This window comes from Sphingomonas sp. SORGH_AS_0879 (genome assembly GCF_030819175.1).
In the GTDB taxonomy this organism is placed as follows: domain Bacteria; phylum Pseudomonadota; class Alphaproteobacteria; order Sphingomonadales; family Sphingomonadaceae; genus Sphingomonas.
The window spans coordinates 2,918,896-2,944,507 of sequence record NZ_JAUTBJ010000002.1 but is presented as its reverse complement, the minus strand read 5'-3'; the positions used below and the strand labels follow the sequence as shown (position 1 = coordinate 2,944,507).

At 67.8% G+C, this 25,612-nt stretch carries 25 protein-coding genes; 7 read left to right on the top strand and 18 right to left on the bottom strand.

Annotated elements, in window-relative coordinates; translation table 11 throughout:
- Positions 1–6 precede the first annotated feature (6 nt).
- The 10 genes from recJ to QE379_RS14310 all read right to left on the bottom strand — a co-directional run bounded on the left by recJ (position 7) and on the right by QE379_RS14310 (position 10,179).
- Entirely contained in the window at positions 7–1,761 is a 1,755-nt protein-coding gene (gene recJ / locus QE379_RS14355; protein ID WP_307001479.1) for a single-stranded-DNA-specific exonuclease RecJ, read from the bottom strand.
- Between the two features lie 93 nt (positions 1,762–1,854).
- Positions 1,855–2,541 carry a 2OG-Fe(II) oxygenase gene (locus tag QE379_RS14350; protein WP_307001478.1) on the bottom strand — a complete coding sequence of 229 codons (687 nt, stop codon included), beginning with the start codon at positions 2,539–2,541 and terminating at the stop codon, positions 1,855–1,857.
- 72 nt (positions 2,542–2,613) lie between these two features.
- The gene (locus QE379_RS14345) at positions 2,614–3,546 is read right to left on the bottom strand and encodes an RcnB family protein (RefSeq protein ID WP_307001477.1); all 933 of its coding nucleotides are present in this window, start codon (positions 3,544–3,546) and stop codon (positions 2,614–2,616) included.
- 123 nt (positions 3,547–3,669) lie between these two features.
- Positions 3,670–4,227, bottom strand: coding sequence for a (2Fe-2S)-binding protein (locus QE379_RS14340; RefSeq protein WP_307001476.1), 558 nt, complete (start codon positions 4,225–4,227; stop codon positions 3,670–3,672).
- A gap of 36 nt (positions 4,228–4,263) precedes the next feature.
- Positions 4,264–5,388, bottom strand: coding sequence for a CaiB/BaiF CoA-transferase family protein (locus QE379_RS14335; RefSeq protein ID WP_307001475.1), 1,125 nt, complete (start codon positions 5,386–5,388; stop codon positions 4,264–4,266).
- A 142-nt stretch (positions 5,389–5,530) separates the two neighbouring features.
- Entirely contained in the window at positions 5,531–6,715 is a 1,185-nt protein-coding gene (locus QE379_RS14330; protein WP_307001474.1) for an acyl-CoA dehydrogenase, read from the bottom strand.
- 65 nt (positions 6,716–6,780) lie between these two features.
- Entirely contained in the window at positions 6,781–7,323 is a 543-nt protein-coding gene (locus QE379_RS14325) for a YbjN domain-containing protein (protein ID WP_307001472.1), read from the bottom strand.
- Between the two features lie 98 nt (positions 7,324–7,421).
- On the bottom strand, positions 7,422–9,551 hold the full coding sequence (locus tag QE379_RS14320; protein WP_307001470.1) for a TonB-dependent receptor: 2,130 nt from the start codon (positions 9,549–9,551) through the stop codon (positions 7,422–7,424).
- An 86-nt stretch (positions 9,552–9,637) separates the two neighbouring features.
- Positions 9,638–10,006: a hypothetical protein gene (locus tag QE379_RS14315; RefSeq protein ID WP_307001467.1), complete on the bottom strand. Its 369-nt coding sequence runs from the start codon at positions 10,004–10,006 to the stop codon at positions 9,638–9,640.
- On the bottom strand, positions 10,003–10,179 hold the full coding sequence (locus QE379_RS14310; protein WP_307001466.1) for a hypothetical protein: 177 nt from the start codon (positions 10,177–10,179) through the stop codon (positions 10,003–10,005). The genes QE379_RS14315 and QE379_RS14310 overlap by 4 nt, the downstream gene beginning before the upstream one ends.
- A gap of 95 nt (positions 10,180–10,274) precedes the next feature.
- On the opposite strand from QE379_RS14310, the gene QE379_RS14305 reads away from it, so the two are divergent.
- On the top strand, positions 10,275–10,892 hold the full coding sequence (locus QE379_RS14305; RefSeq protein WP_307001463.1) for a LexA family transcriptional regulator: 618 nt from the start codon (positions 10,275–10,277) through the stop codon (positions 10,890–10,892).
- A gap of 60 nt (positions 10,893–10,952) precedes the next feature.
- Here QE379_RS14305 and QE379_RS14300 read toward each other — a convergent pair whose 3' ends face one another.
- Positions 10,953–11,138, bottom strand: coding sequence for a hypothetical protein (locus QE379_RS14300; RefSeq protein ID WP_307001461.1), 186 nt, complete (start codon positions 11,136–11,138; stop codon positions 10,953–10,955).
- 152 nt (positions 11,139–11,290) lie between these two features.
- Between QE379_RS14300 and QE379_RS14295 the strand changes: the two genes are divergently transcribed.
- The 6 genes from QE379_RS14295 to QE379_RS14270 all read left to right on the top strand — a co-directional run bounded on the left by QE379_RS14295 (position 11,291) and on the right by QE379_RS14270 (position 20,071).
- Positions 11,291–11,521: a hypothetical protein gene (locus QE379_RS14295; RefSeq protein ID WP_267435717.1), complete on the top strand. Its 231-nt coding sequence runs from the start codon at positions 11,291–11,293 to the stop codon at positions 11,519–11,521.
- A 288-nt stretch (positions 11,522–11,809) separates the two neighbouring features.
- Positions 11,810–13,819: an autotransporter assembly complex family protein gene (locus tag QE379_RS14290; protein WP_307001459.1), complete on the top strand. Its 2,010-nt coding sequence runs from the start codon at positions 11,810–11,812 to the stop codon at positions 13,817–13,819.
- Positions 13,816–17,976: a translocation/assembly module TamB domain-containing protein gene (locus QE379_RS14285; protein ID WP_307001457.1), complete on the top strand. Its 4,161-nt coding sequence runs from the start codon at positions 13,816–13,818 to the stop codon at positions 17,974–17,976. The genes QE379_RS14290 and QE379_RS14285 overlap by 4 nt, the downstream gene beginning before the upstream one ends.
- 34 nt (positions 17,977–18,010) lie before the next feature.
- Positions 18,011–18,985, top strand: a complete 975-nt coding sequence (locus QE379_RS14280; protein ID WP_307001455.1) for a quinone oxidoreductase — start codon at positions 18,011–18,013, stop codon at positions 18,983–18,985.
- A 166-nt stretch (positions 18,986–19,151) separates the two neighbouring features.
- The gene (locus QE379_RS14275; protein ID WP_373461794.1) at positions 19,152–19,766 is read left to right on the top strand and encodes a peptidylprolyl isomerase; all 615 of its coding nucleotides are present in this window, start codon (positions 19,152–19,154) and stop codon (positions 19,764–19,766) included.
- On the top strand, positions 19,763–20,071 hold the full coding sequence (locus QE379_RS14270) for a putative quinol monooxygenase (RefSeq protein ID WP_307001453.1): 309 nt from the start codon (positions 19,763–19,765) through the stop codon (positions 20,069–20,071). The genes QE379_RS14275 and QE379_RS14270 overlap by 4 nt, the downstream gene beginning before the upstream one ends.
- Positions 20,072–20,101: 30 nt before the next feature.
- Here the strand turns inward: QE379_RS14270 and QE379_RS14265 are convergent, their stop codons facing one another.
- The 7 genes from QE379_RS14265 to aroQ form a co-directional block, all read right to left on the bottom strand.
- Entirely contained in the window at positions 20,102–20,386 is a 285-nt protein-coding gene (locus tag QE379_RS14265) for a hypothetical protein (RefSeq protein WP_307001452.1), read from the bottom strand.
- A gap of 258 nt (positions 20,387–20,644) precedes the next feature.
- Entirely contained in the window at positions 20,645–22,057 is a 1,413-nt protein-coding gene (gene glnA, locus QE379_RS14260; RefSeq protein ID WP_307001451.1) for a type I glutamate--ammonia ligase, read from the bottom strand.
- A 103-nt stretch (positions 22,058–22,160) separates the two neighbouring features.
- Positions 22,161–22,499, bottom strand: a complete 339-nt coding sequence (locus QE379_RS14255; protein WP_007405799.1) for a P-II family nitrogen regulator — start codon at positions 22,497–22,499, stop codon at positions 22,161–22,163.
- Positions 22,500–22,659: 160 nt separating this feature from the next.
- The gene (gene arsC, locus QE379_RS14250) at positions 22,660–22,995 is read right to left on the bottom strand and encodes an arsenate reductase (glutaredoxin) (protein WP_307001449.1); all 336 of its coding nucleotides are present in this window, start codon (positions 22,993–22,995) and stop codon (positions 22,660–22,662) included.
- Positions 22,996–23,203: 208 nt separating this feature from the next.
- Positions 23,204–24,556 (bottom strand): acetyl-CoA carboxylase biotin carboxylase subunit, encoded by a 1,353-nt coding sequence (gene accC, locus QE379_RS14245; protein WP_307001448.1) that lies wholly within the window; start codon positions 24,554–24,556, stop codon positions 23,204–23,206.
- A gap of 6 nt (positions 24,557–24,562) precedes the next feature.
- Positions 24,563–25,048 (bottom strand): acetyl-CoA carboxylase biotin carboxyl carrier protein, encoded by a 486-nt coding sequence (gene accB / locus QE379_RS14240; protein WP_307001446.1) that lies wholly within the window; start codon positions 25,046–25,048, stop codon positions 24,563–24,565.
- Between the two features lie 14 nt (positions 25,049–25,062).
- Complete coding sequence (gene aroQ, locus QE379_RS14235; RefSeq protein WP_307001444.1) at positions 25,063–25,497, bottom strand: type II 3-dehydroquinate dehydratase; 435 nt, start codon at positions 25,495–25,497, stop codon at positions 25,063–25,065.
- Positions 25,498–25,612 lie beyond the last annotated feature (115 nt).

Here is a 25,612-nt window from a genome sequence, read left to right as displayed (position 1 = left end):
TCCGTTTCAATCAGCCCAGGCGGCGTCCTCGACATGGAGTTCGGCGACGTCGCGGCCCGACCAGTCATCCACTTTGGCACGTCCGGCCAGCCAGAGGCGGCGGGTGCTGCCCGCACCCAGGAGGGCTTGGCCGAGTGCCGTGTCGGCGTGGCGGAAGGCCATGGCTTTCAGGCTGCGCCCGTCGGGGCCCGCCACGATCGCGCGGACATGGTTGGTGCCGACCAGATCGGCGCGGATGACCCGGAAGGGGCCCGCCGCCACGCGGGGGGCGGGCCAGCCCATGCCATAGGGCCCACCGGCCTCCATCGCACCCACCAGCGCGGGGTTCACGCCGCCGGGTGCCAGCACGGCGTCGAGCAGCAGCGCGCGACCGGCGCTGGCCTGTACGACGGCGGCGGCGAGGCGGTCTTCCAGGAAATCGGCGAGTTCGGCGATCCGTCCCGCCTCGACCGTCAAGCCCGCCGCCATCGCATGGCCGCCGCCCGCGATCAGCAGGCCGTGTTCCTTGGCCGCCAGGATCGCCGCGCCTAGGTCGACGCCGCTGATCGAGCGGCCCGAGCCCTTGCCGATGCCGTTCTCGTCCACCGCGATGACGATGGCGGGGCGGTCGAGCTTTTCCTTCAGCCGCCCGGCGACGATGCCGATGACGCCGGGATGCCAGCCTTCGCCCGACACGATGGCGACCTGACGGACGCGATCGACGCCGGTTTCCGCGATGGCTTGTACCCCCGCCTCGATCGCGCGGCGTTCGTCGTTGAAATGGTTGAGTTCCTCCGCGATCGCGCGCGCTTCGGCCGGGTCGTCGGTGGTCAGCAGCCTTACGCCCAGATCGGCCCGCCCGACGCGCCCGCCCGCATTGATGCGGGGACCGAGCGCAAAGCCCAGATCGGTGCAGGTCGGCGCGCGGGTCAGCCGGGCCGCCTCGGTCAGCGCGGCCAGGCCGATATTGCGCCGCTGCGCCATGACCTTCAGCCCCTGCGCCACGAAGGCACGGTTGAGGCCCCGCAAGGGGGCGACGTCCGCCACCGTGCCCAGCGCCACCAGATCGAGCAGGTCGAGCAGCCGGGGCTCGGCCCGGTCGGCGAAGAAGCCGCGTGTCCGCAGCGTCCGGATCAGCGCCGCACCCAGCAGGAAGCACACGCCCACCGCCGCGAGATGGCCGTGCGCGGCCCCCTCCGCCTCGTCCAGCCGATTGGGGTTCACCACCGCATGGGCGAGGGGCAGTTCGGTGGCGCATTTATGGTGATCGACCACCATCACCTCGATCCCGGCGGCATGGGCGGCGGCCAGCGGCTCGAAGGCCTGCGCGCCGCAATCCACGGTGACGATCAGCGTCGCCCCCTCCGCCTGCAATCGCAGCAGCGCGGCCTCGGTCGGGCCATAGCCCTCGGTCATCCGGTCGGGGATATAGGCGCGCGGAGACAGCCCGAGGTCGCGGAGCAGCCGGACCATCACCGCGGCCGAGGTCGCACCGTCCACGTCATAATCGCCGAAGATCGCCACCGCCTCACGCGCGATCACCGCATCGGCGAGCCGCTGGGCGGCGCGGTCCATGTCGCGGAAGATCGAGGGGTCGGGCATGAACCCCCGGATCGAGGGCGTGCGGTGCGCCTCGACCGCATCGGGGGGGCAGCCGCGCGCAAGAAGAAGCTGCGCGACCAGATCGTCATGCCCCATGCCGTCGCGCGCATCGGCGGCGAGCGCACGCCAGCGCCAGGGCTGGCCCAGGATCGATTGGGCGATGCCGAGAACCTCGGTCATGGGCGGATCACGAAATGCGGGAACGTCACGCGAACGCCATGCCATGCGGGGTAGAGTCGCGACAAGGGGGGAGGCCGCGCCGGGCGGCGGCCGTCAGCTGACCCAGTTTCCTTCGCGAAACCATTTGGTGATGACGTATTTGGTGCCCTCGACCACCGGCATCCCTTCGTGAAGGGTCATCTCATTGGGGCTGCCGTCCAGCTTCATATTGTTCCAGGCGAGCAGCAGGCCCCGGCGCGGGGCTACGCGGATGCCCGCCTGGGGAAACCAGGTCGCGCCGCCTTCGGGCACGTCGTTGAGATAGATCATCGCGGTCCAGGTCCGCTGTCCGCCATGGACGCGCACCTTTTCCCAATAGCTTTCGCTTTCGTGGAAATAATCATGGTGCGCGCGGAACTGCTGGCCGGGGGCATAGCGCTGTCCCTGCATCGTCTCGCCCTGTTCGGGGGAAATGCCGAGCAGCGCGGCGATCGACTCGTCGATCGGCTGAACATCCGGCGACCAGCGCGCCATGTCGCAGCTTTCCGAGGTGCGGAAGCCGTAATCGGGCCGATCGGACAACAGCGTCGAGGGGCGCCGATTGGAATCGATCATCGCCATCAGCTTATCGCACTGATCGGGCGTCAGAAAGTCGGGCTGGTAATAGATTTGCGCCGTATCGGTCGTCACGCGGGTGACCGCGGGATTGGCATCGAGATGCTGAGCGACACTCACCCCGAACTGCGCGCGCAAGGGGGAGGCGGCGGGGTTGCCCTTGGGCTTCCTCGAGAAGAACGACATGGAACGGGGTGTGCGACGATGCGCGGACAAAGGCAAGGGGGAGGGGCGCGCCGATCCCCCTCCCACACGCCATCACCAGAAGATGTCGTACACCACGTCGACGACCAGCCCGCTGCGCAGGTCGACCAGGATCGCGTCGTTATAGTAACGGACCCAGCGATAGGAGCCATAGGCGGGCGGCAGGCGATAGGCATAGGGATCGTCCAGCCAATAGCTTTGGCCGAAGAAAACCGGGTCGATGATCACCCCGCTGGAAAAACGCTGATAATCATAGTCGCGGAAAGGCGAGTAATAGCGGGGCAGGTGATAGGCGCCCCGGTTCAGCGATCGCCATTGCATCCAGTCATAGCGACGGTCGCGGCGCCAGCCGCGATTCCACTGTTCCGCCCAGGCGCGCCGCTCGGCAAAGCCATAGGCTTGGTCGGAATGATCGCGCCAGTCGCCATAGCTGCGCTGCCAGCGATCGCGGTCCTCGCGCTGGCGACGTTGTTGGTCGCGCCAGCGCTGGTCCTGTCCCGGATCGCGGGCCGGACCGGCCCCCGGACCGCCCCCCGGAACACCCCATCGCGGGCCACGGTCGTCGCGCCAGCCGCCGCGATCGATCCGCACGCCGCCGGGGCCGCGATCGGGGCGGGTCTGGTCCGGCGCGGGGCCGGGACGGGGGCCGCCTGCGAAACCGCCGCGATTGCCCCAGTCGCCACGATCGCTTGGCCTGGGAGGTGCGACCGGTTGGGGCCCGGGTTGAGGGGCGCGCGGTGCCTCCGCATGGTCGGGGCGGAAGGCGGGGCGGTTCTCCGGAAAGTTCTCGCGATTGTGGAAGATCGGGCGGCCTTCGCTGCGTTGCAGACGACCGGCAGGGCCGCCGGGGCCACCGGGCCTCGGTCCGCCTTCGGGCCGACCGCGTGGACCCTGATCGATCATTTGCTGCGCCGCCGCCATGGCGGGCATTGCACCCGCAACCATCGCCGTCGCCGCCAGCAGTGCCGCCATCCAACGCCTGTTCATCGTCCTCAACCCCATGTGTCGGCGCACGAGCCGACCCCGATCATAGGACGAACTCTGCCCCATCCGCGTTGAGCGGATGCTGAACCCCTTTGTCAGCTTGGCGAAAGAATTGGGTAGCGGTCCTCATGGTTCTTCGCGCGGGCCCTGGCCCGGGACCAGTGCGGGGACGGCGCGGGCGGCATCGGCGGGATCGGTGCCGGGCAGGGGAGCGGCGGGAATCGTCTCCTCGCCGCGCGCGGCCCGGGCGGCGCGCTGGATCGCCTCGACCAGCCGGGGATAGATGCCGCAGCGGCAGATATTGGTGATGCTCGAGCGGATCACCTCTTCCGAGGGGTCGGGGTTGCGCTGGATCAGCGTGGCGGCGGCCATCACCATGCCGGGTATGCAATAGCCGCACTGGCCGACATTGGCCGCCAGGAACGCCTGCTGGACGGGATGCGATCGGTCGCGCGACAGCCCCTCGATGGTGGTGACGACGCTGCCCTCGATCCGCCCGATCGGGACCTGGCAACTGCGCACCGCGCGTCCGTCGACATCGACCGTGCATGCGCCGCAATCGCCGGTGCCACAGCCATATTTGGTGCCCGTCAGATTGGACGCATCGCGCAACGCCCACAGCAAGGGCGTGTCGGGCGGCAGGCGATAGCGGACGGGCTGGTTGTTGACGGTCAGGCTGGTCATCGCGGGCGCGGGTTTAGCGGATAGCGCGGCGGACGGCTACCGACCCAGCATCGGCGCGGCGCGGTCGAGCGACAGGTCGGCGTCGGAGAAGCGGATCGGTGTGCGCACACCGGGGACGGTCGATCCGTCCGGCCGCTCGGGCCGGATGGCGAGACCGCGCGCGAGGACTTGCGGATCGGCAAAGGCCTGTTCCACCGTATTGATCGGCCCCGCCGGGACGCCCGCCGCCTCTAGCGCGGCGAGCAGATCGTCACGCCGCCAGCGCGCGGTCGCGGCTTCGATGATCGGCGTCAGCGCGGCGCGGTGCTCGCAACGCAGCGCGTTGGTGGCGAAGCGCGGATCGTCCCCGTCGATCCCGACGATCGCAGCGAAGCGCCGGAATTGCGCATCATTGCCGACCGCTAGGATGAACCAGCCGTTGCTCGCGGGAAAGGCGGCATAGGGCACGATATTGGGATGCGCGTTGCCCAGCCGGGTCGGCGTCACCCCGGAGGCGAGATAGTTCATCGCCTGGTTCGCGAGCACCCCGGTCATCGTGTCGAGCAGCGCCATGTCGATCCGCTGCCCCCGCCCGGTCCGCTCACGCATGTGGAGCGCGGCCTGGATCGCGATGACCGCGTAGAGCCCGGTCATGATGTCGGCGAGCGCGACGCCGATCTTCAGCGGCGCGCCCGTCGGCTCGCCGGTCAGGTCCATGATGCCGCTCATCCCCTGGACGATGAAGTCGTATCCCGCCCGTGCCGCATAGGGACCGTCCTGGCCGAAGCCGGTGATCGAGCAATAGACGAGGCGCGGGTTGATCGCCGACAGGCTGTCGTAACCAAGGCCGTAGCGGGCGAGGCCGCCCAGCTTGAAATTCTCGATCACCACATCGGCATCGGCGGCCAGGACGCGGACCGTCGCCTGCCCCTCGGGAGTGGCGAAGTTCGCGACGATGGAGGTCTTGCCGCGATTGGCCGCGTGGAAATAGGCGGCGTCGCGGCTGCCATCCGGATTGTCGATGAAGGGCGGGCCCCAGCGGCGGGTGTCGTCGCCCTCCGGGCTCTCGACCTTGACGACCTCCGCGCCGAGATCGGCCAGCACCTGCCCGGCCCAGGGACCGGCAAGGATGCGGGCGAGTTCCACGACCTTCAGGCCGGCGAGGGGGGCGGGTTTTACCACTTCAATCCTCCCCAAGCTTGCTTGGGGAGGGGGACCATCCGAAGGATGGTGGAGGGGCGGGACGGACCGGCCATGCCCCTCCACCACGGCCTTCGGCCGCGGTCCCCCTCCCCATCGGAGATGGGGAGGAATTGGGTCTGCATCAAAATGCCGCGATCCCGGTGATGGCGCGGCCCAGGATCAGTGCGTGGACGTCGTGCGCGCCTTCATAGGTATTGACCGTCTCCAGGTTCATCAGGTGACGCATCACCTGATATTCCCCCGAAATACCGTTGCCGCCATGCATGTCGCGCGATACCCGCGCGATATCCAGCGCCTTGCCGACATTGTTGCGCTTGACGATCGAGATCATCTCGGGCGCGAACCGGCCTTCGTCCATCAGCCGCCCGACACGAAGGGACGCCTGGAGGCCCAGCGCGATCTCGGTTTCCATGTCGGCCAGCTTCTTCTGGAAAAGCTGCGTCGCCGCCAGCGGTCGCCCGAACTGCTTGCGGTCGAGGCCATATTGGCGCGCGGCATGGAAACAGAATTCCGCCGCCCCCATCGCGCCCCAACTGATGCCGTAACGCGCACGGTTGAGACAGCCGAACGGGCCCTTCAACCCCTCGACATGGGGCAGCAGCGCCTCCTCGCCCACCGCCACCTCGTCCATCATCACCATGCCGGTGATCGAGGCGCGCAGGGACAGCTTGTTCTGGATCTTGGGCGCGGACAGCCCCTTCATGCCCTTTTCCAGCACGAAGCCCCGGATCGCGCCGCCATGCGCGTCCGACTTGGCCCAGATGACGAAGACATCGGCGATGGGCGAGTTGGAAATCCAGGTCTTGGCCCCCGACAGGACATAACCGCCCTCGACCTTCTTCGCGGTCGTGCGCATCCCGCCGGGGTCGGAGCCCGCATCGGGTTCGGTCAGCCCGAAACAGCCGATCCACTCGCCGCTCGCCAGCCTGGGGAGGTAGCGGCTCTTCTGCGCGTCCGAGCCGTAAGCGTGGATCGGATACATCACCAGGCTGGACTGCACGCTCATCATCGAGCGATAGCCGCTGTCGATCCGCTCCACCTCGCGTGCGATCAGGCCGTAAGCGACATAGGATGCGCCGACTCCGCCATATTCCTCCGGGATGGTCGGCCCCAACAGCCCCAGTTCGCCCATCTCGCGGAAGATTTCGGGATCGGTATGTTCGTTGGCGAAGGCGTCGATAATGCGCGGGGCCAGCCGATCGTCGGCATAGGCGCGCGCGGTGTCGCGGATCATCCGCTCGTCATCGGTCAGTTGGTCGTCGAGCAGAAACGGGTCCGCCCAGTCGAACTTGCCCATTCGGGACATCGGTATCTCTCCTTATGTCCCGCTTCTCCCGAAGGCCGGGGGCTTTGTCCACCCCCGGCATGGGGTCAGGAGAGGGGTTTGCCGGGCGGCGGTGCGGCGGGACCGGTCGAGGGGTTGGCGTCCAGAAACGCGTCAACCGCCCCCAACAAAGTCGACCACCATTCAACCGTATCGGTGAAATTCACGCGCGTGACACCGCCGATCGTCGTCAGGTCATGGGTTATCCGCAGGTCGCCGTCCTTGGTCAGCGCCATCTGCGCGAAGCGCTTCTCGCTGTTCCATTTGTTGACGAAGGCCAAGTCGCGCGGCTTGGACGGGGTCAGCCGCATCGAGAATTGCAGCGAGGCGCATTCCTTATGCGCTTCGCAGTCGTAGAACAGGATGTTGAACTTGTATCCCGCCGCCGAGCTGACGATCATCGGATCGCCCTCGTTATCGGTGTCGACCAGCCCCTGATAGCCCGCGCGGATCATCGCGCCGCCCACCGTCTCGGGCGCGCTGGCGCAGATCAGGTCCTTGGGGCAGGGGGCGCTATCCTTGGCCGAGGCCTCGCCTGCGTATCCCGCCAGCAACGCCGCCGCCGTCCATTGCCACCATGCCATCGTCATTCCCCCTGTCGAAATATGGGGCGAAGCTAGCATCGATCACTTGTTGCGCAAGCGGATCGATGTCGCCCCGGCCGGAACCGGGGCGACACGGTATGGCGTCAGAGCCTGAAGCTGAGCGTCGCGCGCAGGTCGCGACCGGCGAGCGGTGCGAAATCCTTCAGCACGCTGGCATGGCGGCGCGCATCCACGTCGAAGATGTTGTTCGCCGACAGGGTGAGCGTGGTCGGATTGACCGCGCCCCAGGGCTTCAACTGAACCGACGCGTTGACCAGCGTGAAGCCGTCGGTCGGCGTCTCCAGTCCCAGTACGCGGGTCTGCTTGAAGCTGCGCTCCACCTCGACGCGGGCGTTGACCAAGTCCGACTGGGCCTCCAGCCCGCCGAGCAGACGCAGTGGCGGGATGCGTGGAACCGGGCCGGTGTTCAGAATCCGCGCATGGACATAATCGCCCAGCAGGTCGGCGTTGATCGCATATCGGCCGACCGTGGCGAGGCGCAGCGAGCCCTCCGCCTCGATCCCGTAATAGCGCGCATCGGCCTGGGCATATTGGAAGCAGGGCAGGTCGACCTCGCGGCCCGAAGGCGCGGCGGCGGCTTCGCACGGCCCCTGCGTCACCAGCGCGTCGTAGATGTAATTGGAGAAGCGGTTGTAATAGGCCGAGGCGTCGAAGCTATAGCCCTCGCCATGACCGTGCACGGTCGCCTCGATGCCCCAGCTCGACTCCTTCTTGAAGTCGGGATTGCCGAGTTCATAGGCCTCGGTCCCGGCATGGGGGCCGTTGGCAAACAATTCCTCCGCCGAGGGCGCGCGCTCGGTGCGCGACAGGTTCAGACCCGCGCGCCAGTCGGGCGCGAAGCCATAGCTGGCGCCGATCGACCCCGAAAAGGCGTCGAAGCTGCGCTGGCCCCGGAAGAACCGGTCGTCGGTGACGGCGGTGCGGGCGGTCAGCGTGGTGTGCTCGAAGCGGCCACCCGCCTCCATCTTGAACGCACCGCGATCCAGTTGTTGCAGGGTGAACAGGCCGACCTGGGCGGTGTTGTTGCGCGGCAGGAACGCCTCTTCGCCGCGCACGTCGAAGTCGCGATTGAGGAACTGGACGCCCGACGCGCCCTGCCAGCCGCCACGCTTGGACTGGATCAACTCCAGGCGGCTCTCGATGCCCTTATTGTAGAAGGCTGTGCCGACGCCGCCATCCTCCTCAAGCTCGAAGTGGCGATATTGTGCTGCGCCCGCGCGCAGGCGGATGCGGTCGAGGAAGCCGCCGCCGGTCTGGATCTCGCCGCGCAGGTCGAGACGGTTCTGGACCAGGCTGAGGCGCGGGGCTTCCGGCTCTTCGCCGCCGGGGGTCAGGTTATAGCGGATCGGCACGCCGTACAGGCTGTCATAGTGGCTGTACGCGATGCCGAGCGATCCCGTGTCCGTGATCAGCGCGCCGCCGACCCCGGCGGTCCACGTCTCGCTGGCGGTGTTGGGCAGGCGACCGCGCAGATTGGCGACACCGGCGAAGTCGAGCGGATCGTTCGGCGCCTGCCGTGCCGCCGCCTGTGCCTCCGCACGGGCGCCCCGGGACAGGACATAGCCGCCGATCTTCAGATCGTCGGTCTTCAGATACGAGCCATCGGCGTGGACGACGAACTGCTTGCCCACCGCGACATCGGTCGCCCCGGCGACCGAGCGTTCATTGGCCGCCGAGCCATAGGAGGCGATGCCCGACAGGCGATAGCCCTGCTCGGGCACCGAGCGCGGGATGCGGGTGTCGATGACATTGACCACGCCGCCGACCGCCGACGAACCGAACAGCAGGGCGGAGGGGCCGCGCAGCACCTCGACCCGTTCGGCGAGCAGCGGGTTGATGACCACCGCGTGATCGACGCTGGTGTTCGACACGTCGATCGAGCCGATGCCGTCGGTCAGGACGCGGATGCGCTCCCCCTGGAAACCGCGCAGCACGGGGCGCGAGGCGTTGGGGCCGAACGAGGTGGCCGACACGCCCGGCTGGCGCGCCAGCGTCTCGCCGATGGTCGGGCGGATCGAGCGCTGCAACTCGTCGCCGGTCACGATGGAGGTGCCCGACAGCACATCGGTTTCCGACTGCTGCACCGGCGCGGTCACTACGATCTCGCGACCGCGATTGGTCGAGGACGGCGCGCTCTGGCCAGCGGCGGGGGCGGCGAGCAGGCTGGCGAGCGCGGTGGCCGACAGGCCGGACAGCAGAACGGGCTTGAACAAGACAGGGCTCCGATAAGTGAAGCCCTGCCGACTACAGTAGTGTTACAACATATCAAGGAAAAAGTGACATGAGGCTGACCCTTATGTCATCCATTGGCCGCATCCAGGCAGAGCAGGACGCGCAGGCTCCATCCGCCATCGATCCGCTCCGCCGCGATGTCCGCGACCAGATCGCGGCCCAGGGGAATGTCGATCTCGGGCAATGCGTCGAGCCAGGCCGACAGGGCCGCACCCGGCGCGGCGGCCATGGCCAGCGTGATGACCGACCCGCTGAACGTGACCGAGGACCAGGGCTCGACCGTCGATACGGTCAACAGGATGGGGCACCCCGCGCGTCCGGCATGGGCCATCAGCGCACGGGCCAGTCGTTCGCCGCGATCGGTCGGGCGGCGCAAATGGGTGTGGGATCGAACGGAGCCGGCGATGCGATCATCCAAGGGGGCGGGGGCGCTCATGCGGTCTTCCCCGCGATGAAGCGGGTGACGCGCTGGATCATGCTCGGCCCCGGCTCGCGGCCCTTGCGCAGGTCGCTGACCAGCCGGGGGTCGTTGACCGCCAGCCGCCCGAACTTGGTCTCCGGCATCTGACTGTCCTTCAGATAGCGTTCGATCACTCCCAACAATTCCATGGACATTCTCCCAAAGTCCGATTCTCGAATGATGTTCATGATCTGTTCTAATTTCCAACTTGTCTAGGAAAAATCCTATGCCTATATGCAATGGCATGTCGGAGACGGAAATCAGGGCGGTCCTGCAGGAGCTTGCGGCGAAGGCCGGGGTCAGCCTCGCGGCGCTGTCGCGCATGCTGGGCCGGAACGACGCCTATCTTCAGCAATTCGTGCAACGGGGAACGCCGCGCGTCCTGGCCGAAGGGGATCGGCGACAGCTCGCCGAGTTCTTCGGCGTGCCCGAAACCCGGCTGGGCGCATCGGTGGCGGCGGGGCCGATGCTGGTCCGGCGACTGGCGGTCGCGGCGTCGGCGGGGCCGGGGGCGACGGTCGATGACGAGGTGATGATCGGCGTCGAGGCGATCGACCGCCAGCTTGCCAGACGACTGGGCCTTAGCGATGGCGCGGCCTCGGTCATTCGGGTACGGGGTGATTCGATGGTGCCGGGGTTGATGGACGGCGATCATCTGGTGGTGGACCAGAACGACACCCGCCCGACCGCGCGGGGCGGGCTCTATGTCATCCGGATCGGCGACGCACTGATGGTGAAGCGCGTTCGGGCGGGTAGCGGGGGGCTGGTTGCGACCAGCGACAACCCCGCCGCGCCGCCGGTGCCGACCGGGCCGATCGCGGTGATCGGGCGTGTCGTCTGGCAGATGCGGTTGCCCAATTGATCCTTCCCTCTCGCCTGGACAGGGGGGAGAGGGAAGGAGCAAGCGGCAGACGCTATCGCCCTAACGCTGGCGCCACCAAAGCAGCAGCGCCACGACAACTCCCAGCGCCAGCCCGATCAGAACGCCCATCGTCACCTGACCCGTCGCGAGTCCCGCGACGATGCCGCCGACCACGCCGAGCGCGATGAAGAAGCCGCCCGCCGGAGTGGAGGCGCGCGGAGGTCGGGGGGGCTGCGGATCGGTCATGCGCCATGTCCTGCCATGCCCGGCGCGGCGAAACCAGCCGCCCTGTCCCGCCCTGGGCTAAGCTGCCGCGCCGGTAACCATCTCGGGGGGTGGCAAAATTCATGACCTCTGCCTAGGGGAACGGTCTTTCGGAATTGGGCTCAGGAGTATTCATGCGCGATCACGGTGGCGAATTCCATGTCGCTCCCTTCGTTACCGGGACCGATGTCGAGATGGCCGCCGAACTGATCGAGACCTTCGGCGAGTCGGCATGCGGTGAAGCCGCGGCCCGCGCCGGACGTAGTCGCGACATGGGCAACCACATCCATTTCTGCCGCTGGCGTCAGATCGAGCGGTTGATCGGTCTGCTCTCCACCGAAAAGGCGTTCGGGACGGTTCACTGATCGCCCCGCGTCCGGGTGACTGGGTGACTTGGGCTGGATCGACATTCAGGCTGCACAATCCTCATTCCTCCCCTGCAAGGGGAGGGGGACCATGCGAAGCATGGTGGAGGGGTGTCCTCCTATCGATACCGCGACACCCCTCCGTCAGGCCTTCGGCCTGCCACCTCCCCTTCCAGGGGAGGAATGAGTGATCGGCCCCAGGTCATCGCGGTGAACGGCATGGCAAATCTGTTCGATCGATGGCGCTTTGGGGTGTCGCAATCGCGTGCGCGCGGCTAGGGATCGGGCATGATGGTCCGCCTGGGGCGGCCGCGCCGCTCGGTCGCCATCCTCGTCTTTGCAATGGGTTTCGGCGGCACGGGCTGGGCCGGGCGTGCGAGCGCGCAGACGGCGGCGACTCCATCGGCGCAGACCCAGCCGCCGATAGGCGCTTCTCCCGCGACCGATGCCGACGATCCGACGATGCTCGATCCCAGCGCGCCACTGGCCCCGCTGCCCGAGATCGGCGTGGCCTGGCCCGATCTGGCGCAGGCGCCGGGCGATCCGGCGGGCGCGATGGCCGCGACCGTCGATGCCGCCGCCGAGCGTCGCTATCGCTGGCGGGTCGAGGGGATCGACGGCACGGGCGCATTGCTCCGCCAGCGTTTCGACCAGCTTTCCTCGCTCGACGCCAATGACGGCGAGCCCGCCAATGCCGCGCAGCTCGACCGCCGCGCGCGGGAGGATGCGGCGCTGTTGACCACCCTGTTGCGCGGCGCGGGCTATTATGACGCGCAGGTCTCCACCCGGATCGAGCCGGGGGACGAGCCGACCGTGGTGCTTTCGGCGGTGCCGGGCAATCTCTACCGCTTCGCCGACGTCGCGCTGGCGGGGGTGCAGGCGGCGGGGGACAAGACCGTGCCGCTGGAAAAGGCGTTCGGGATCAAGCCGGGCGATCCGGTGGACGCCGACACCATCGTCGCGGGTGAGGCATCGCTGAAGGCGGCGGTGGGCGAGGCGGGTTTCCCCTTCGCCAAGCTGGGCGAGCCGCAGATCGTCGTCGACCGCGCGACGCGGACCGCGACGCTGGACCTGTCGGTCGATCCGGGCTCGGCCAGGCGTTATGGCCGGATCGTCATGGCGAACGACCGGCTGTTCGACGCCGAGCATGTTCAGGACATCGCCCGGTTCAAGCCCGGCCAGCCCTATGACTCCACCGGGCTGGACGATCTTCGCCGTGCGTTGGTGCAGACGGGGCTCGTCTCCTCGGTCGAGGTCAAGCCGGTGCCGGGCGCCACGCCGGAGACGGCGGATATCGCCGTCGCGCTGGAGCCCGCGCCGCCGCACACCATCGCGGGGGAACTGGGTTACGGCACGGGCGAAGGCGCGCGGGCGGCGGTCACCTGGACCGATCGCAACCTGTTCCCGCCCGAAGGCGCGCTGACCCTGCGCAGCGTGCTGGGCACCCGTGAGCAATTGGGCGCGGTCGTCTTCCGCCGCAACAATTTCAACGGTCGCGACCGGGTGCTGACCGCGCAATTCTCCGCCGCGCATATCCTGCGCGACGCCTATGAGGCCAAGACGCTGTCGCTGTCGGGCAGCCTGGAGCGACAGACCAACATCTTCTTCCAGAAGACCTGGACCTGGTCGCTGGGGGCGGAACTGCTGACCTCGGACGAACGCGACGTGATCGAGTCGACCGGCGAGCCGCGTCGGCGGACCTTCTTCATCGGCGCGCTGCCGACCAGCCTGAATTACGATGGGTCGGACGATCTGCTCAACCCGACGCGCGGCTTTCGCCTGGGCGGGCGGTTGAGCCCGGAATTGTCGTTGCAGGGCAGTGCCTTCGGCTATGCGCGGACGCAGATCGACGCCAGCCTCTATCATCCTTTCGGGGAGCGGGTGGTGCTGGCGGCGCGGACGCGGCTGGGCACCATCGTGGGTGCGCCGCGCGACCAGATCGCGCCGTCGCGGCGCTTCTATGCGGGCGGGGGTGCTTCGGTGCGCGGCTATGGCTTCCAGGCGATCGGGCCGCGCGACGCGAACAACGATCCGATCGGCGGGCGCAGCCTTGCGGAATTCTCGATCGAGGCGCGGGTGCGAACCTTCGGCAATTTCGGGGTGGTGCCCTTTCTGGACGCGGGCAATATCTCGACCTCGCCGCTGCCGCGCCTGACCGGGCTGCGGTTCGGCACGGGGCTGGGCGTGCGCTATTATTCCAATTTCGGGCCGATCCGCCTCGATGTCGGCACCCCGCTCAATCCCCAGCGCGGGGACAGCCGGGTCGCAGTCTATGTCTCGCTGGGACAGGCCTTTTGACCGAGGAGGTTCAGCTTCCCCCATCCCCTGCGCCGCGTCGGGGGATAGGCTGGTTGCGGGTGCTGGGCGGCCTGCTCGCGGCGCTGGTGGCGATCGTCGTCGCGGCGCTGCTGATCGTCGATACGTCGATCGGGCATCGCTGGGTCGCCGACCGGATCGGGACCATCCGTACCGAGACGGGCTTGCGCTTCTCGGTCGGGCGGATCGACGGTTCGGTCTATTCGGACATGCGGCTGGTCGATCTGCGCGTCTATGACCTGGACGGCCTGCTCGTGCAGGTGCCGTCGGCGCGGCTGGACTGGCGGCCCTGGAATTGGGCGCGGGGCACGCTGGACATCCGGCGGGTCGAGGCACCGCTGGCGACGCTCTATCATGTACCGCATACCCGGCGGACGGGGCGGCAGGGGCCGATCCTGCCCGATTTCGATATCCGCATCGACCGGTTGCACCTCCAGCGGCTGATCCTTGCCAGGCCGGTGCTCGGCCGCGCGCGCGTCGCGCGGGTCGAGGGGCAGGCGGATATCCGCGACGGGCGCGCGCAGGTGACGCTGAACGCGGGCGTCGCGGGCAGCGACGATCTCCGCCTGAAACTGGACGCGCAGCCCGACCGGGACCGTTTCGATCTGGCGGTCGAGGCGCGGGGATTGCGCGACGGCGTGCTGGCGAAGATGGCGGGCGTCCGCGCGCCTGTGTCGCTCTCCGTGGCAGGCGCGGGGCGCTGGTCGCATTGGGCGGGGCGCGCGCTCGGACGTATCGGCGCGGCGAGCGCGGTCGACCTGTCGCTGTCGGCGCAATCGGGACGCTATGCCCTGTCGGGGACGATCGCGCCCTCGCTGGTCCTGCATGGCCGGTTGCAGCGGCTGACCAGCCCCCGCATCATCGTCGCGGGGCAGGGCGATTTCGCCGGGCGGCGGCTGAACGGTGCGCTGGTACTGCGCTCCCCGGCCTTGCGTGTGCGGGCGCGGGGGCTGGTCGATCTTGCTGCGAGCCGCTTCGAGGGGCTGCGCGTCGATGCCCGGTTGCTCCGTCCCGAGGCGCTGTTCGGCAATATGAGCGGACAGGCGATCGCGCTGACCCTGCGGCTGGACGGCGCGTTCGATCGCGCGGCGTTCGATTATCGCCTGACTGCGACCCGCTTCGCCTTCGACCGGACCGGGTTCGAGCAGGCGTCGGCGGCGGGCAAGGGGCGGCTGGCGGGCGGCTGGCCGCTGACCCTGCCGGTGCGCTTCACGGCGCAGCGGGTGACGGGCGTGGGCGAGGCGGCGGGGGGCATCCTCCATCGCCTGTCGGTGGCGGGCGATCTGCGTATCAACAGTCGAGAGATTGCGGGGCAGGGCCTCGCGCTGCGGTCCGACAAGCTGGCGGGGCGGTTGAACCTGCGGATCGACCTGACCAATGGGCGCTACGATGTCGGGCTGGACGGGGCGTTGCAGCGTTACCTGATCCCCGGCCTCGGCATCGTCGATGTCCGCTCGCGGCTCAGCGCGGTGCCCGGGGCGAATGGGCATGGCACGCGCGTCGTCGGGCGGGGCGAGGCGCAGGTCCGGCGGCTCGACAATGACTTCCTCCGTTCGCTGGCCGGGGGATTGCCGCACCTGACCACCGATCTGGAGCGTGGGGCGGACGGCGTCTTCCACTTCCATCGCCTGGTCCTGACCGGGCCGAGCATCCGCCTGACCGGGGAGGCCATCCGGCGGACTGATGGTACCTTCCGCTTCGTCGGCGGCGGGCAGCAGAAGAGCTATGGCCCGGTGCAGATGGTGCTGGACGGACAGATCGACCGACCGACGCTCGATCTGGTCCTTGCCTCGCCCAACGCGGCACTCGGCCTGCGCGACGTGAAGGCGCATCTCGACCCCAGCGATCAGGGCTTCACCTTCCGCGCTGCCGGGGGATCGCGGCTGGGGCCGTTCCAGGCGGCGGGCGCGATCCTGTTGCCCAGGGGGCAGGACGCGGTCGTTCAGATCAACCCGCTGACCGTCGCGGGCACCCGCGCGACCGGGGCGCTGACCGTGGCGGCAGGTGGTTTCGCCGGTCGGCTGGACGTGGCGGGCGGTGGCCTGTCGGGCGAACTGCTGTTCCGCCCGGTCGGCGAGGTGCAGCGGATCGAGACGCATCTCGCCGCACGCCAGGCGCAGATTTCGGGCATCACCGTGCGGCAGGGGCGGCTGGACCTGGTCGCGCTGCTCGACCCCGCCGGTGCCTCGGTCGAGGGGAGCGCCCGTGCGCAGGGGTTGCGGCACGGCGCGTTCAACATCGCGCAGTTGAACGGCACCGCCCGGATGCGCGGCGGCACGGGCGAGGTGCGGGTCGGCATTTCGGGCTCGCGCGGGCGGGCCTTTGCGATCCAGACGGTGACGCAGGTCACGCCCGACCGTTTCGCCGTGAGCGCGCAAGGGACGCTCGACCGGCGTCCGCTCCAGTTCCTGTCGCCCGCCATCGTCACGCGCGAAGGCGATGGCTGGGTGCTGGCCCCGACCCGGCTGAGCTTCGCGGGCGGCGAGGCGAAGCTGGCCGGCCGGCTCGACCCCGACGCGACGGAGGTGCAGGCCAGCCTGACGCGGATGCCGCTGACCGTGCTGGATATCGGCTATCCGGGGCTGGGCCTGGGCGGCAGCGCGACGGGGACGCTGACCATGCGACAGGGGGCGGGCGCGCCGACCGGCAAGGTGGACCTGACCATTCGCGGGCTGACCCGCGCCGGGCTGGTCCTGACCTCGCGCCCGATCGATATGGGGGTGGCTGGGGTGCTGTCCGCCGACCGGCTGGGCGTGCGTTCGGTCATGGCATCGGGCGGGCGGATCATCGGACGCGCGCAGGCGCTGCTGGTGCCCGCCGCGCAAGGCGACTGGGCGAGCCGGATGCAGACCGGGCGGCTGATCGCGCAGCTTCGCTATGCCGGGCCCGCCGATACGCTGTGGCGGCTGACCGGGGTCGAGATGTTCGATCTGTCCGGCCCCGTCGCGATCGGCGCGGACGTCAGCGGATCGCTGAACCAGCCGGTCATTCGCGGCGCGGTGAAGGCGGTCGGCGCGCGGATCGAAAGCGCGACGACCGGCACCGTCCTGACCGATGTGCAGGCGAACGGGCGGTTCGGCGGTTCGCGGCTGGTCATCGATCGCTTCGCCGCGCAGGCGGGGCGCGAGGGGCGGGTCAGCGGCACCGGCCAGTTCGAGTTCGCCGCCGCCAACGGCGTCGGGCTCGATCTGTCGCTTCAGGCGAGCAACGCGACGATGATCGCGCGCGACGATATCGGCGCGACGGTGACGGGTCCGCTGACCATCCATTCGGATGGGGCGGGGGGTACGATCGCGGGCGACGTGGTGCTGAACCGCAGCCGCTATCGCCTGGGTCGGGCCACGGCGGCGACGGCGGTGCCGCAACTCAACATCCGCGAGATCAACATTCCCGGCGGCGGCGAAGAGGACGACGCGCCGCGCAAGCCATGGACGCTGGCGATCCGGGCGAAGGCGCCGGGTGGCCTGATCGTCTCCGGCCTGGGGCTGAACAGCGAATGGTCGGCGGACCTGAAGATCGGCGGCGCGCCCGACAATCCGGCGATCACCGGCCAGGCGACGCTGATCCGGGGCGATTACGAGTTCGCCGGTCGCGAATTCGATTTGGCGCGCGGGGTCATCCGCTTCGGCGGCGAAGTGCCCGCCAACCCGGCGCTCGACATCGCGGCCAATGCCAATGTTCAGGGACTGAGCGCCTCGATCCGCGTGACCGGCACCGCGCTGAAGCCCGAGATCGGTTTCTCCAGCACGCCCGCTCTGCCCAATGACGAACTCCTCTCGCGCCTGTTGTTCGGCACCTCGATCGCCAGCCTCTCCGCGCCCGAGGCATTGCAGTTGGCGGCGGCGGTGGCAGCGTTGCAAGATGGCGGCGGCGGGCTGAACCCGATCAACGCGGTGCGGCGCGCGGCGGGGCTCGACAGGCTCCGTGTCCTGCCCGCCGATGTGCAACAGGGGCGCGCTACCTCGGTCGCGGCGGGCAAGTACGTCACCCGCAAGCTTTATGCGGAGATCATCACCGACGGGCAGGGCTATTCGGCGACCCAGGTGGAGTTTCAGGTCACCCGGTGGCTGTCGCTGCTCTCCAGCATCTCGACCCTGGGGCGGCAGAGCGTGAACGTGCGGATATCCAAGGACTATTGAGGCGTTTCGGCCCGAAACCGGACAGGAGCATTGCATGGAAAAGATCGCCTTCATCGCCCGGACCGGCGGCCCGGAAGTCATCGAATGGCGCGAGGCCGAACTGCCCCCGCCCGGTGCCGGGGAAGTGCGAATGCGGCATCATGCGGTCGGGCTGAACTATATCGACACCTATCATCGCAGCGGGCTCTATCCGATCGATCTGCCCGGCGGACTGGGCTCGGAAGCGGCGGGCGTGGTCGAGGCGGTGGGCGAGGGCGTCACCGACTTCGCCGTCGGCGACCGGGTGGGCGTGTTCGGCCCGGCACGCGGTGCCTATGCGACCGCGCGCAATATCGCCGCCGATTTGCTCGTGCCCTTGCCCGATGGTGTCGATGACCGGACGGCGGCGGCGATCCTGCTGAAAGGCGCGACGACCGCTTTCCTGATCGAGGATTGCGCGAAGGTCCGGCCGGGCTGGACCGTGCTGGTCCATGCGGCGGCGGGCGGGGTCGGGCATCTGGCGGTCGGCTGGCTCAAGGCGATCGGCGCGACCGTGATCGCCACGGTCGGCAGCGAGGCCAAGGCCGAAAAGGCTCGCGCGGCGGGGGCGGATCACGTCATCCTCAACAGGCACGAGGATGTCGCGGCGCGCGTGCGGGAGATTACCGGCGGTGCGGGCGTGCCGGTGGTGCTGGACGGCGTGGGCAAGGCGACCTGGGACGCCTCGCTGAATAGTGCCGCGCGGCGGGGGCTGGTGGTGAGTTTCGGCAATGCGTCGGGGCCGGTGGATGGCGTCAATCTGGGGATATTGGCGTCGAAGGGATCGCTGTTCGTAACCCGGCCGACCCTGTTCGACTATGCCGTCAGCCCCACAGAGAAACGTCATCTGGTCTCGCGGGTCTTCGCGATGCTGGGGATGGGCGCGATCACGCCGAAGATCGGCCAGACCTTCGCGCTGACCGACGCGGCGGATGCTCACCGCGCAATCGAAGCGGGGGAGACGGTGGGGAGTTCGGTGCTGCTCCCGTGAGGGACGTGGCGTCGGGGCGTGGCCTTCGACTTCGCTCAGGCCGAACGGAGTTTTGTGATTACCCATTCCCGACCTCCGTTCGGCCTGGGCGAAGTCGAAGGCCAAGGGATTCACCCCGCCCCGAAATCCCGTTAGACTAAAGCCCGACCCGTCCTCGGAGACATTGATGTTCCCGTTTCTGTTGCTCGCCCTGCAAGTCGCGCCTGCTCCTATCGCGACGCCTACGCCAACCGTGGCCGAAGCCCCAAAACCCGTCATGGTCCGCGTCGCGATGCAGACCAGCCTTGGACCCGTAGTGCTCGACCTCGACCGCACCCATGCGCCGATCACCACCGCCAATTTCCTGCGCTATGTCGATCAGCAGCGGCTGGACGGCGTGACCTTCTACCGCACGGTCCGGCCAGCCGCCGATTTCGGCTTCGTCCAGTTCGGTATCCAGAACGAGCCCAAGCGTATCCTGCCCCCCATAGCGCATGAGCCGACGACCAAGACCGGGATCAAGCATACCGACGGTACGATCTCGGTCGCGCGGCTGGCGCCCGGTTCGGCACGCGGCGACTTCACCATCATGGTCGGCGACCAGCCCTCGCTCGACGCCGACCCGTCCAAACCCGGCGACAATCTGGGCTATGCCGCCTTTGGCCATGTGGTCGAGGGGATGGACGTGATCCACCGCATCCTCGACGCCCCCGCCGATCCCGCCAAGGGGCCGTTCAAGGGCGAGATGCTGGCCGCGCCGGTCAAGATCCTGTCGGCCAAGCGGGTGGCGGTCGGGCAATGAGCGGCCCGTTGCTGATCATCGGGACGGTACGGTTGCCGCCGGAGAATCTCGATGCGGCCCGTCCGGTGATGCGGGCGATGGTCGAGGCCAGCCGCGCGGAGCCGGGCTGTCTGGACTATGGCTATGCCGAGGACGTGCTCGATCCCGGCCTCATCCATGTGACCGAGATGTGGGCCGATCAGGCGGCGCTCGATCGGCATTTCGCCTCACCCCATATCGCCCGGTGGCGGGCGGCATGGCCATCGCTCGGACTGGGTGAACGGAACCTTCGGCTCTACGGGGTAAGCGAAGCTCGCGCCATTTGAGCGGGTGGAGGCGGGCTGTGGCCGTGCTGGTTACGTCGGACGCCGCCTGCGTATCCGCACGCGGCGCTGGCGAATCTTCAGCGGCACGGCGATCGCAACGAACACCGCCATGGCCGACAGGGGCAGGATGGCGTCATGCTCGCGCATCATGGCCAGGGCTATGGCGCAGGCTATGGCCAGGTAGGGCGTCAGCTTGGTCAGCCACCACAGCCCCGATCCCCATCCGGGCTGATCCCTGATGTCTTTCCCGGCGACCAGAAGCGCCGTCGTCGCCCCGACCTTAGTCCCCAGCGTCAGAACGACGATCCAGCTCAACAGGTCGGCAAAGGTCGAAAATCCAAAGCTGAGCAACACGGATCGCCCCCTCCCCAAAAAGAGATCGTTGCAAAACCCGCCAGACCATCCCGGCGAAGGCCGGGATCCAGTTGGGGATAGGCTGGCAAACCACTCCCATCGCCTCGCAACTGGACCCCGGCCTTCGCCGGGGATGGTGCGATGGGGTCTGCAACGATCCCCAAAAAGAAAGGGGCCTTGCGGCCCCTTTCCCCGTAGTGACATCGATCAGGGGCTGGATCAGCCGCTGTAATACATGTCGTATTCGACCGGGCTGGGGGTCATTTCCCAGCGCATCACTTCGCTCATCTTCAGCTCGATATAGCTTTCGATCTGGTCCTTGGTGAACACGTCGCCCTTCAGCAGGAAGTCGTGGTCGGCGGCCAGCGAGTCGAGCGCTTCGCGCAAGCTACCAGCGACGGTCGGGACCTGGGCCAGCTCGGCGGGCGGCAGGTCGTACAGGTTCTTGTCCATCGCCTCGCCCGGATGGATCTTGTTCTGGATGCCGTCCAGACCCGCCATCAGCAGCGCCGCATAGGCGAGATACGGGTTCGCCAGCGCGTCGGGGAAGCGCACTTCGACGCGCTTCGACTTCGGCCCGGTGCCGTACGGGATGCGGCACGAAGCCGAGCGGTTGCGCGCCGAGTAAGCGAGCAGCACCGGCGCTTCGTAACCCGGCACCAGGCGCTTGTAGCTGTTGGTGGTCGGGTTGGTGAAGGCGTTGATCGCCTTGGCATGCTTGATGATGCCGCCGATGAAGTACAGGCAGGTTTCCGACAGGCCCGCATAGCCGTTGCCGGCGAACAGCGGGGTCTTGCCTTCCCAGATCGAGAAGTGGGTGTGCATGCCCGAGCCGTTATCTTCCTTGATCGGCTTGGGCATGAAGGTCGCGGTCTTGCCATAGGCATGGGCGACCTGGTGCACGACGTACTTGTAGATCTGCATGCGGTCGGCGGTCTGGGTCAGCGTGCCGAAGGTCAGGCCCAGCTCGTGCTGCGCGGCGGCGACCTCATGGTGATGCTTGTCGCAGGGCAGGCCCATTTCGAGCATGGTGGTGACCATCTCGCCACGGATATCGACCGCCGAGTCGACCGGCGCGACGGGGAAGTAGCCACCCTTGGCGCGCGGACGGTGGCCGAGATTGCCGCCCTCATATTCGCGACCGGTGTTGGTCGGCAGTTCGATATCGTCGATCTTGAAGTAGGAGGACGAATAGTTGGTGTCGAACTGCACGTCGTCGAACATGAAGAATTCGGCTTCCGGGCCGACATAGACGGTGTCGCCGATGCCGGTGGTCTTCACGAAAGCCTCGGCGCGCTTCGCGGTCGAGCGCGGATCGCGGGCGTACAACTCGCCGGTCGACGGCTCGACCACGTCGCAGAACACGATCAGCATCGGAGTTGCCGAGAAGGGATCGGTGTAGACGGCGTCGAGGTCGGGCTTCAGGACCATGTCCGACTCGTTGATCGCCTTCCACCCCTCGATCGACGAACCGTCGAACATCAGGCCGTCGGTGAATTCGTCCTCGCCCAGGATCGACGCGACCATGGTCAGGTGCTGCCACTTGCCCTTGGGATCGGTGAAACGCAGATCGACCCACTCGATCTCTTCGTCCTTGATCTTCTTCAGGATGTCGCTGGCCGTATTCGCCATGTGTCGTTCTCTCTCTGCTTAAGGCCGTGCCCCGGAAACCGGGACCGGTGAAAAACTGCTAATCGGCCCGGGTGTCATCCCGGTGACGAAGAGGGTGGGGGCGTCAGATCGCCGCGTCGTCGCGTTCGCCGGTGCGGATGCGGAGCGCCGTCTCGACCGGGATCACGAAGATCTTGCCGTCGCCGATGCGGCCCGTCTGCGCGGCGGCGGCGATCGCCTCCACCACCCGCTCGGCCAGACCGTCCTCCACCACCACCTCAAGCTTCACTTTCGGCAGGAAGTCGACGACATATTCGGCGCCGCGATACAGTTCGGTATGCCCCTTTTGGCGGCCGAAGCCCTTGGCCTCTGTGACGGTGATGCCGGACACGCCGATCTCATGCAGCGCTTCCTTCACCTCATCGAGCTTGAACGGCTTGATGATCGCCTCAATCTTTTTCACGAGTCTGACTGTCCCCGATGATGTTCGAACCCTCGCCCGATCATGCGCGTAGCATGGACCGTGCCAATTGCGTCGCTCTCCTGTGAGAGCAAGGATATGGTAGGGATGACGCCCGAAAATCGGGCAGAAGGACTGGTGCTGCTCGTTTTGTGGGCAGCGGTCACAACAGGCCCTGCACGGCTTCGGGCGGACGGCCGATGACCACGCCATTTGGCGTTTCGACCAAAGGCCGTTCGATCAGGATCGGGTTGGCAACCATCGCGGCAAGGATCGTCGCGTCGTCGGCGTTCAGCAACTCCTTCGCCTCGGCCTCGCCTTTGCGCAGGCCTTCGCGGGGGCTCAGCCCGGCCCTGGCATAGAGCCGCGCCAGTTCCCCGGCCGTCGGGGGAGTCTTGAGATATTCGATCACCGTCACATCCGCGCCCGCTTGCGTCAGCAGGGCCAGCGCCTCGCGCGACTTGGAGCAGCGCGGGTTGTGGAGGATCGTCGCCTTCATCGCCGATGCTTTTGGCATGGGCGGCGCGGAATGTGGAGGGGGTATCGGGAAAAATCGGGAAGGGGAGGGCCCCTCCACCACCGGGCCTTGCCCGGCGGTCCCCCTCCCCAAGCTGTGCTTGGGGAGGAATGGGTTTTCGCAAATCCTCCCCATCTCTGATGGGGAGGGGGACCGCCCGGCGCAGCCGGGGGGTGGAGGGGCAGGATGCTTACGTCCCCTGCTTGGCCAGCCACTCCTCCAGCCATTTGATCGTATAGTCGCCTTTCTGGAATTCGGGATCATCCAGCAGCGACTGGTGGAGCGGGATGGTGGTCTTCATCCCCTCGATCACGAACTCCTCCAGCGCGCGGCGCAGGCGGCGTAGCGCGCCCTCGCGGGTCGTGCCGTACACGATCAGCTTGGCGATCATGCTGTCGTAATAAGGTGGCACCTTATAGCCCTGATACAGCCCGCTATCGACACGGACATGCATGCCGCCCGGCGCGTGATACATCTTCACCGTGCCCGGCGAGGGGGCGAAGGTGCGCGGGTCTTCCGCGTTGATGCGGCACTCGATGGCATGGCCGCGGAACTGGACGTCTTCCTGGCGGAGCGTCAGCGGGTGCCCCTCGGCGACGCGGATCTGCTCGCGCACCAGGTCCAGACCGGTGATCATCTCGGTGACGGGATGCTCGACCTGAAGGCGGGTGTTCATTTCGATGAAATAGAATTCGCCATCTTCCCACAGGAACTCGATCGTGCCCGCGCCCCGATAGCCCATGTCCGCCATCGCCTTGGCGACGATGCCGCCCATGCGCGACCGCTCCTCGGCGGAGATGATCGGGGAGGGGGCCTCCTCCAGCACCTTCTGGTGGCGACGCTGGAGCGAGCAGTCGCGCTCGCCCAGATGGATCGCGTTGCCGTTGCCGTCGCCGAACACCTGGAATTCGATATGCCGGGGGTTGCCCAGATATTTTTCCATATAGACGGTGGCGTCGCCGAACGCGGCCTTCGCCTCGGAGCCCGCCTGCTGCATCAGCGTTTCGAGCTGGTCTTCGGAGGACACGACCTTCATGCCGCGTCCGCCGCCGCCCGAGGCCGCCTTGATGATCACGGGATAGCCGATCCCGGCCGCCAGGGCCTTGGCCTCCTCGAGATCCGCGATCGCGCCGTCCGAGCCGGGAACGAGCGGCAGGCCGAGCGCGCCCGCCGTCCGCTTCGCCTCGACCTTGTCGCCCATCACCCGGATATGCTCGGGCTTGGGGCCGACGAAGATCAGGCCATGCGCTTCGACGATCTCGGCGAACTTGGCGTTCTCCGACAGGAAGCCGTAACCGGGGTGGATCGCGTCCGCGCCCGAAATCTCCGCGGCGGAGATGATGTTGGGGATGTTGAGATAGCTGTCGGTCGCCGAGGGCGGGCCGATGCACACCGCCTGGTCGGCGAGGCGCACATGCATGGCATCCGCGTCCGCCGTGGAGTGCACGGCGACGGTCTCGATCCCCATCTCGTGACAGGCGCGGTGGATGCGAAGCGCGATCTCACCGCGATTGGCGATCAGGAGTTTCTTGATCTGCGCCAAGGCGGCTTACTCGACGACGACCAGGGGCTGGTCGAACTCGACCGGCTGGCCGTTCTCGACCAGCACGGCGGTGACGGTGCCGGCTGCGGTCGCGGTGATCGGGTTCATCACCTTCATCGCTTCGACGATCAGCAGCGTGTCACCGGCGGCGACCTTCTGGCCGACCGAGGCGAAGGGCTTGGCGCCCGGCTCGGCCGACAGATAGACGGTGCCGACCATCGGCGACTTCACGGCATTGGCCGACACGGCGGGCGCGGCGGCTTCCGCAGGCGCGGCGGCTGCCGGGGCAGCGGCCACCGGAGCGGGCGCGGCGGCGACGGGCGCAGGGGCATAGGCCATCTGCGCGGCCGGAGCAGCCTTGCGCGCGACGCGGATCTTGCGGTCGCCATGCTCGACCTCGATCTCGGTCAGGGCGGTGGCGTCGAGCAGCTCGGCGAGCTGACGGACGAGGTCGACATCGACCTTCATCGCTTGTTCAGTCTTTTCGGTCATGGGACGCGCTCCTGTCAGAACCGGGCGGCGGCTTCAAGCGCGAGCAGATAGGAATGCGCGCCAAAACCCGCAATTGTGCCTTTTGCGGCACGCCCGATATAGCTTTCGTGGCGGAATGGCTCCCGCGCATGGGGGTTGGAGAGGTGAACCTCGATCACCGGCGTCTTCACCGACTTGATCGCGTCGTGAATCGCGATCGACGTATGGGTGAAGCCACCGGCGTTGAGCAGCACGGCCTTCGCCTCATAGGCCTGGGCCTCGTGCAGCCAGTCGATCAGATGGCCTTCATGGTTGGACTGGCGCATGTCGATCTCCAGATCGAGTTCGCGCGCCCGGTCCTCCAGCATCCCCGCGATATCGTCCAGCGTGTCATGGCCATAGATATGCGGCTCGCGCATACCCAGCAGGTTCAGGTTCGGCCCGTTGAGGACATAGATGGTCGCGGGCATCGGCACTCCCATGGTTGCGGCTCGGGGTGGCCGGGCCTAGATCGAGGGCCTTCCTTAACCGCATGCCCTATCCCACGTCGAGCGGGCAGCGACTTGCATGGTAAGTGACACTGAT

Bases quoted from the DNA above. Each gene is read 5' to 3' on its own strand.
- recJ (WP_307001479.1), bottom strand. From the start codon at position 1,761: ATGACCGAGGTTCTCGGCATCGCCCAATCGATCCTGGGCCAGCCCTGG.
- QE379_RS14350 (WP_307001478.1), bottom strand. From the start codon at position 2,541: ATGTCGTTCTTCTCGAGGAAGCCCAAGGGCAACCCCGCCGCCTCCCCC.
- QE379_RS14345 (WP_307001477.1), bottom strand. From the start codon at position 3,546: ATGAACAGGCGTTGGATGGCGGCACTGCTGGCGGCGACGGCGATGGTT.
- QE379_RS14340 (WP_307001476.1), bottom strand. From the start codon at position 4,227: ATGACCAGCCTGACCGTCAACAACCAGCCCGTCCGCTATCGCCTGCCG.
- QE379_RS14330 (WP_307001474.1), bottom strand. From the start codon at position 6,715: ATGTCCCGAATGGGCAAGTTCGACTGGGCGGACCCGTTTCTGCTCGAC.
- QE379_RS14325 (WP_307001472.1), bottom strand. From the start codon at position 7,323: ATGACGATGGCATGGTGGCAATGGACGGCGGCGGCGTTGCTGGCGGGA.
- QE379_RS14315 (WP_307001467.1), bottom strand. From the start codon at position 10,006: ATGAGCGCCCCCGCCCCCTTGGATGATCGCATCGCCGGCTCCGTTCGA.
- QE379_RS14310 (WP_307001466.1), bottom strand. From the start codon at position 10,179: ATGGAATTGTTGGGAGTGATCGAACGCTATCTGAAGGACAGTCAGATG.
- QE379_RS14305 (WP_307001463.1), top strand. From the start codon at position 10,275: ATGTCGGAGACGGAAATCAGGGCGGTCCTGCAGGAGCTTGCGGCGAAG.
- QE379_RS14300 (WP_307001461.1), bottom strand. From the start codon at position 11,138: ATGACCGATCCGCAGCCCCCCCGACCTCCGCGCGCCTCCACTCCGGCG.
- QE379_RS14295 (WP_267435717.1), top strand. From the start codon at position 11,291: ATGCGCGATCACGGTGGCGAATTCCATGTCGCTCCCTTCGTTACCGGG.
- QE379_RS14290 (WP_307001459.1), top strand. From the start codon at position 11,810: ATGATGGTCCGCCTGGGGCGGCCGCGCCGCTCGGTCGCCATCCTCGTC.
- QE379_RS14280 (WP_307001455.1), top strand. From the start codon at position 18,011: ATGGAAAAGATCGCCTTCATCGCCCGGACCGGCGGCCCGGAAGTCATC.
- QE379_RS14275 (WP_373461794.1), top strand. From the start codon at position 19,152: ATGTTCCCGTTTCTGTTGCTCGCCCTGCAAGTCGCGCCTGCTCCTATC.
- QE379_RS14270 (WP_307001453.1), top strand. From the start codon at position 19,763: ATGAGCGGCCCGTTGCTGATCATCGGGACGGTACGGTTGCCGCCGGAG.
- glnA (WP_307001451.1), bottom strand. From the start codon at position 22,057: ATGGCGAATACGGCCAGCGACATCCTGAAGAAGATCAAGGACGAAGAG.
- arsC (WP_307001449.1), bottom strand. From the start codon at position 22,995: ATGAAGGCGACGATCCTCCACAACCCGCGCTGCTCCAAGTCGCGCGAG.
- accB (WP_307001446.1), bottom strand. From the start codon at position 25,048: ATGACCGAAAAGACTGAACAAGCGATGAAGGTCGATGTCGACCTCGTC.
- aroQ (WP_307001444.1), bottom strand. From the start codon at position 25,497: ATGCCCGCGACCATCTATGTCCTCAACGGGCCGAACCTGAACCTGCTG.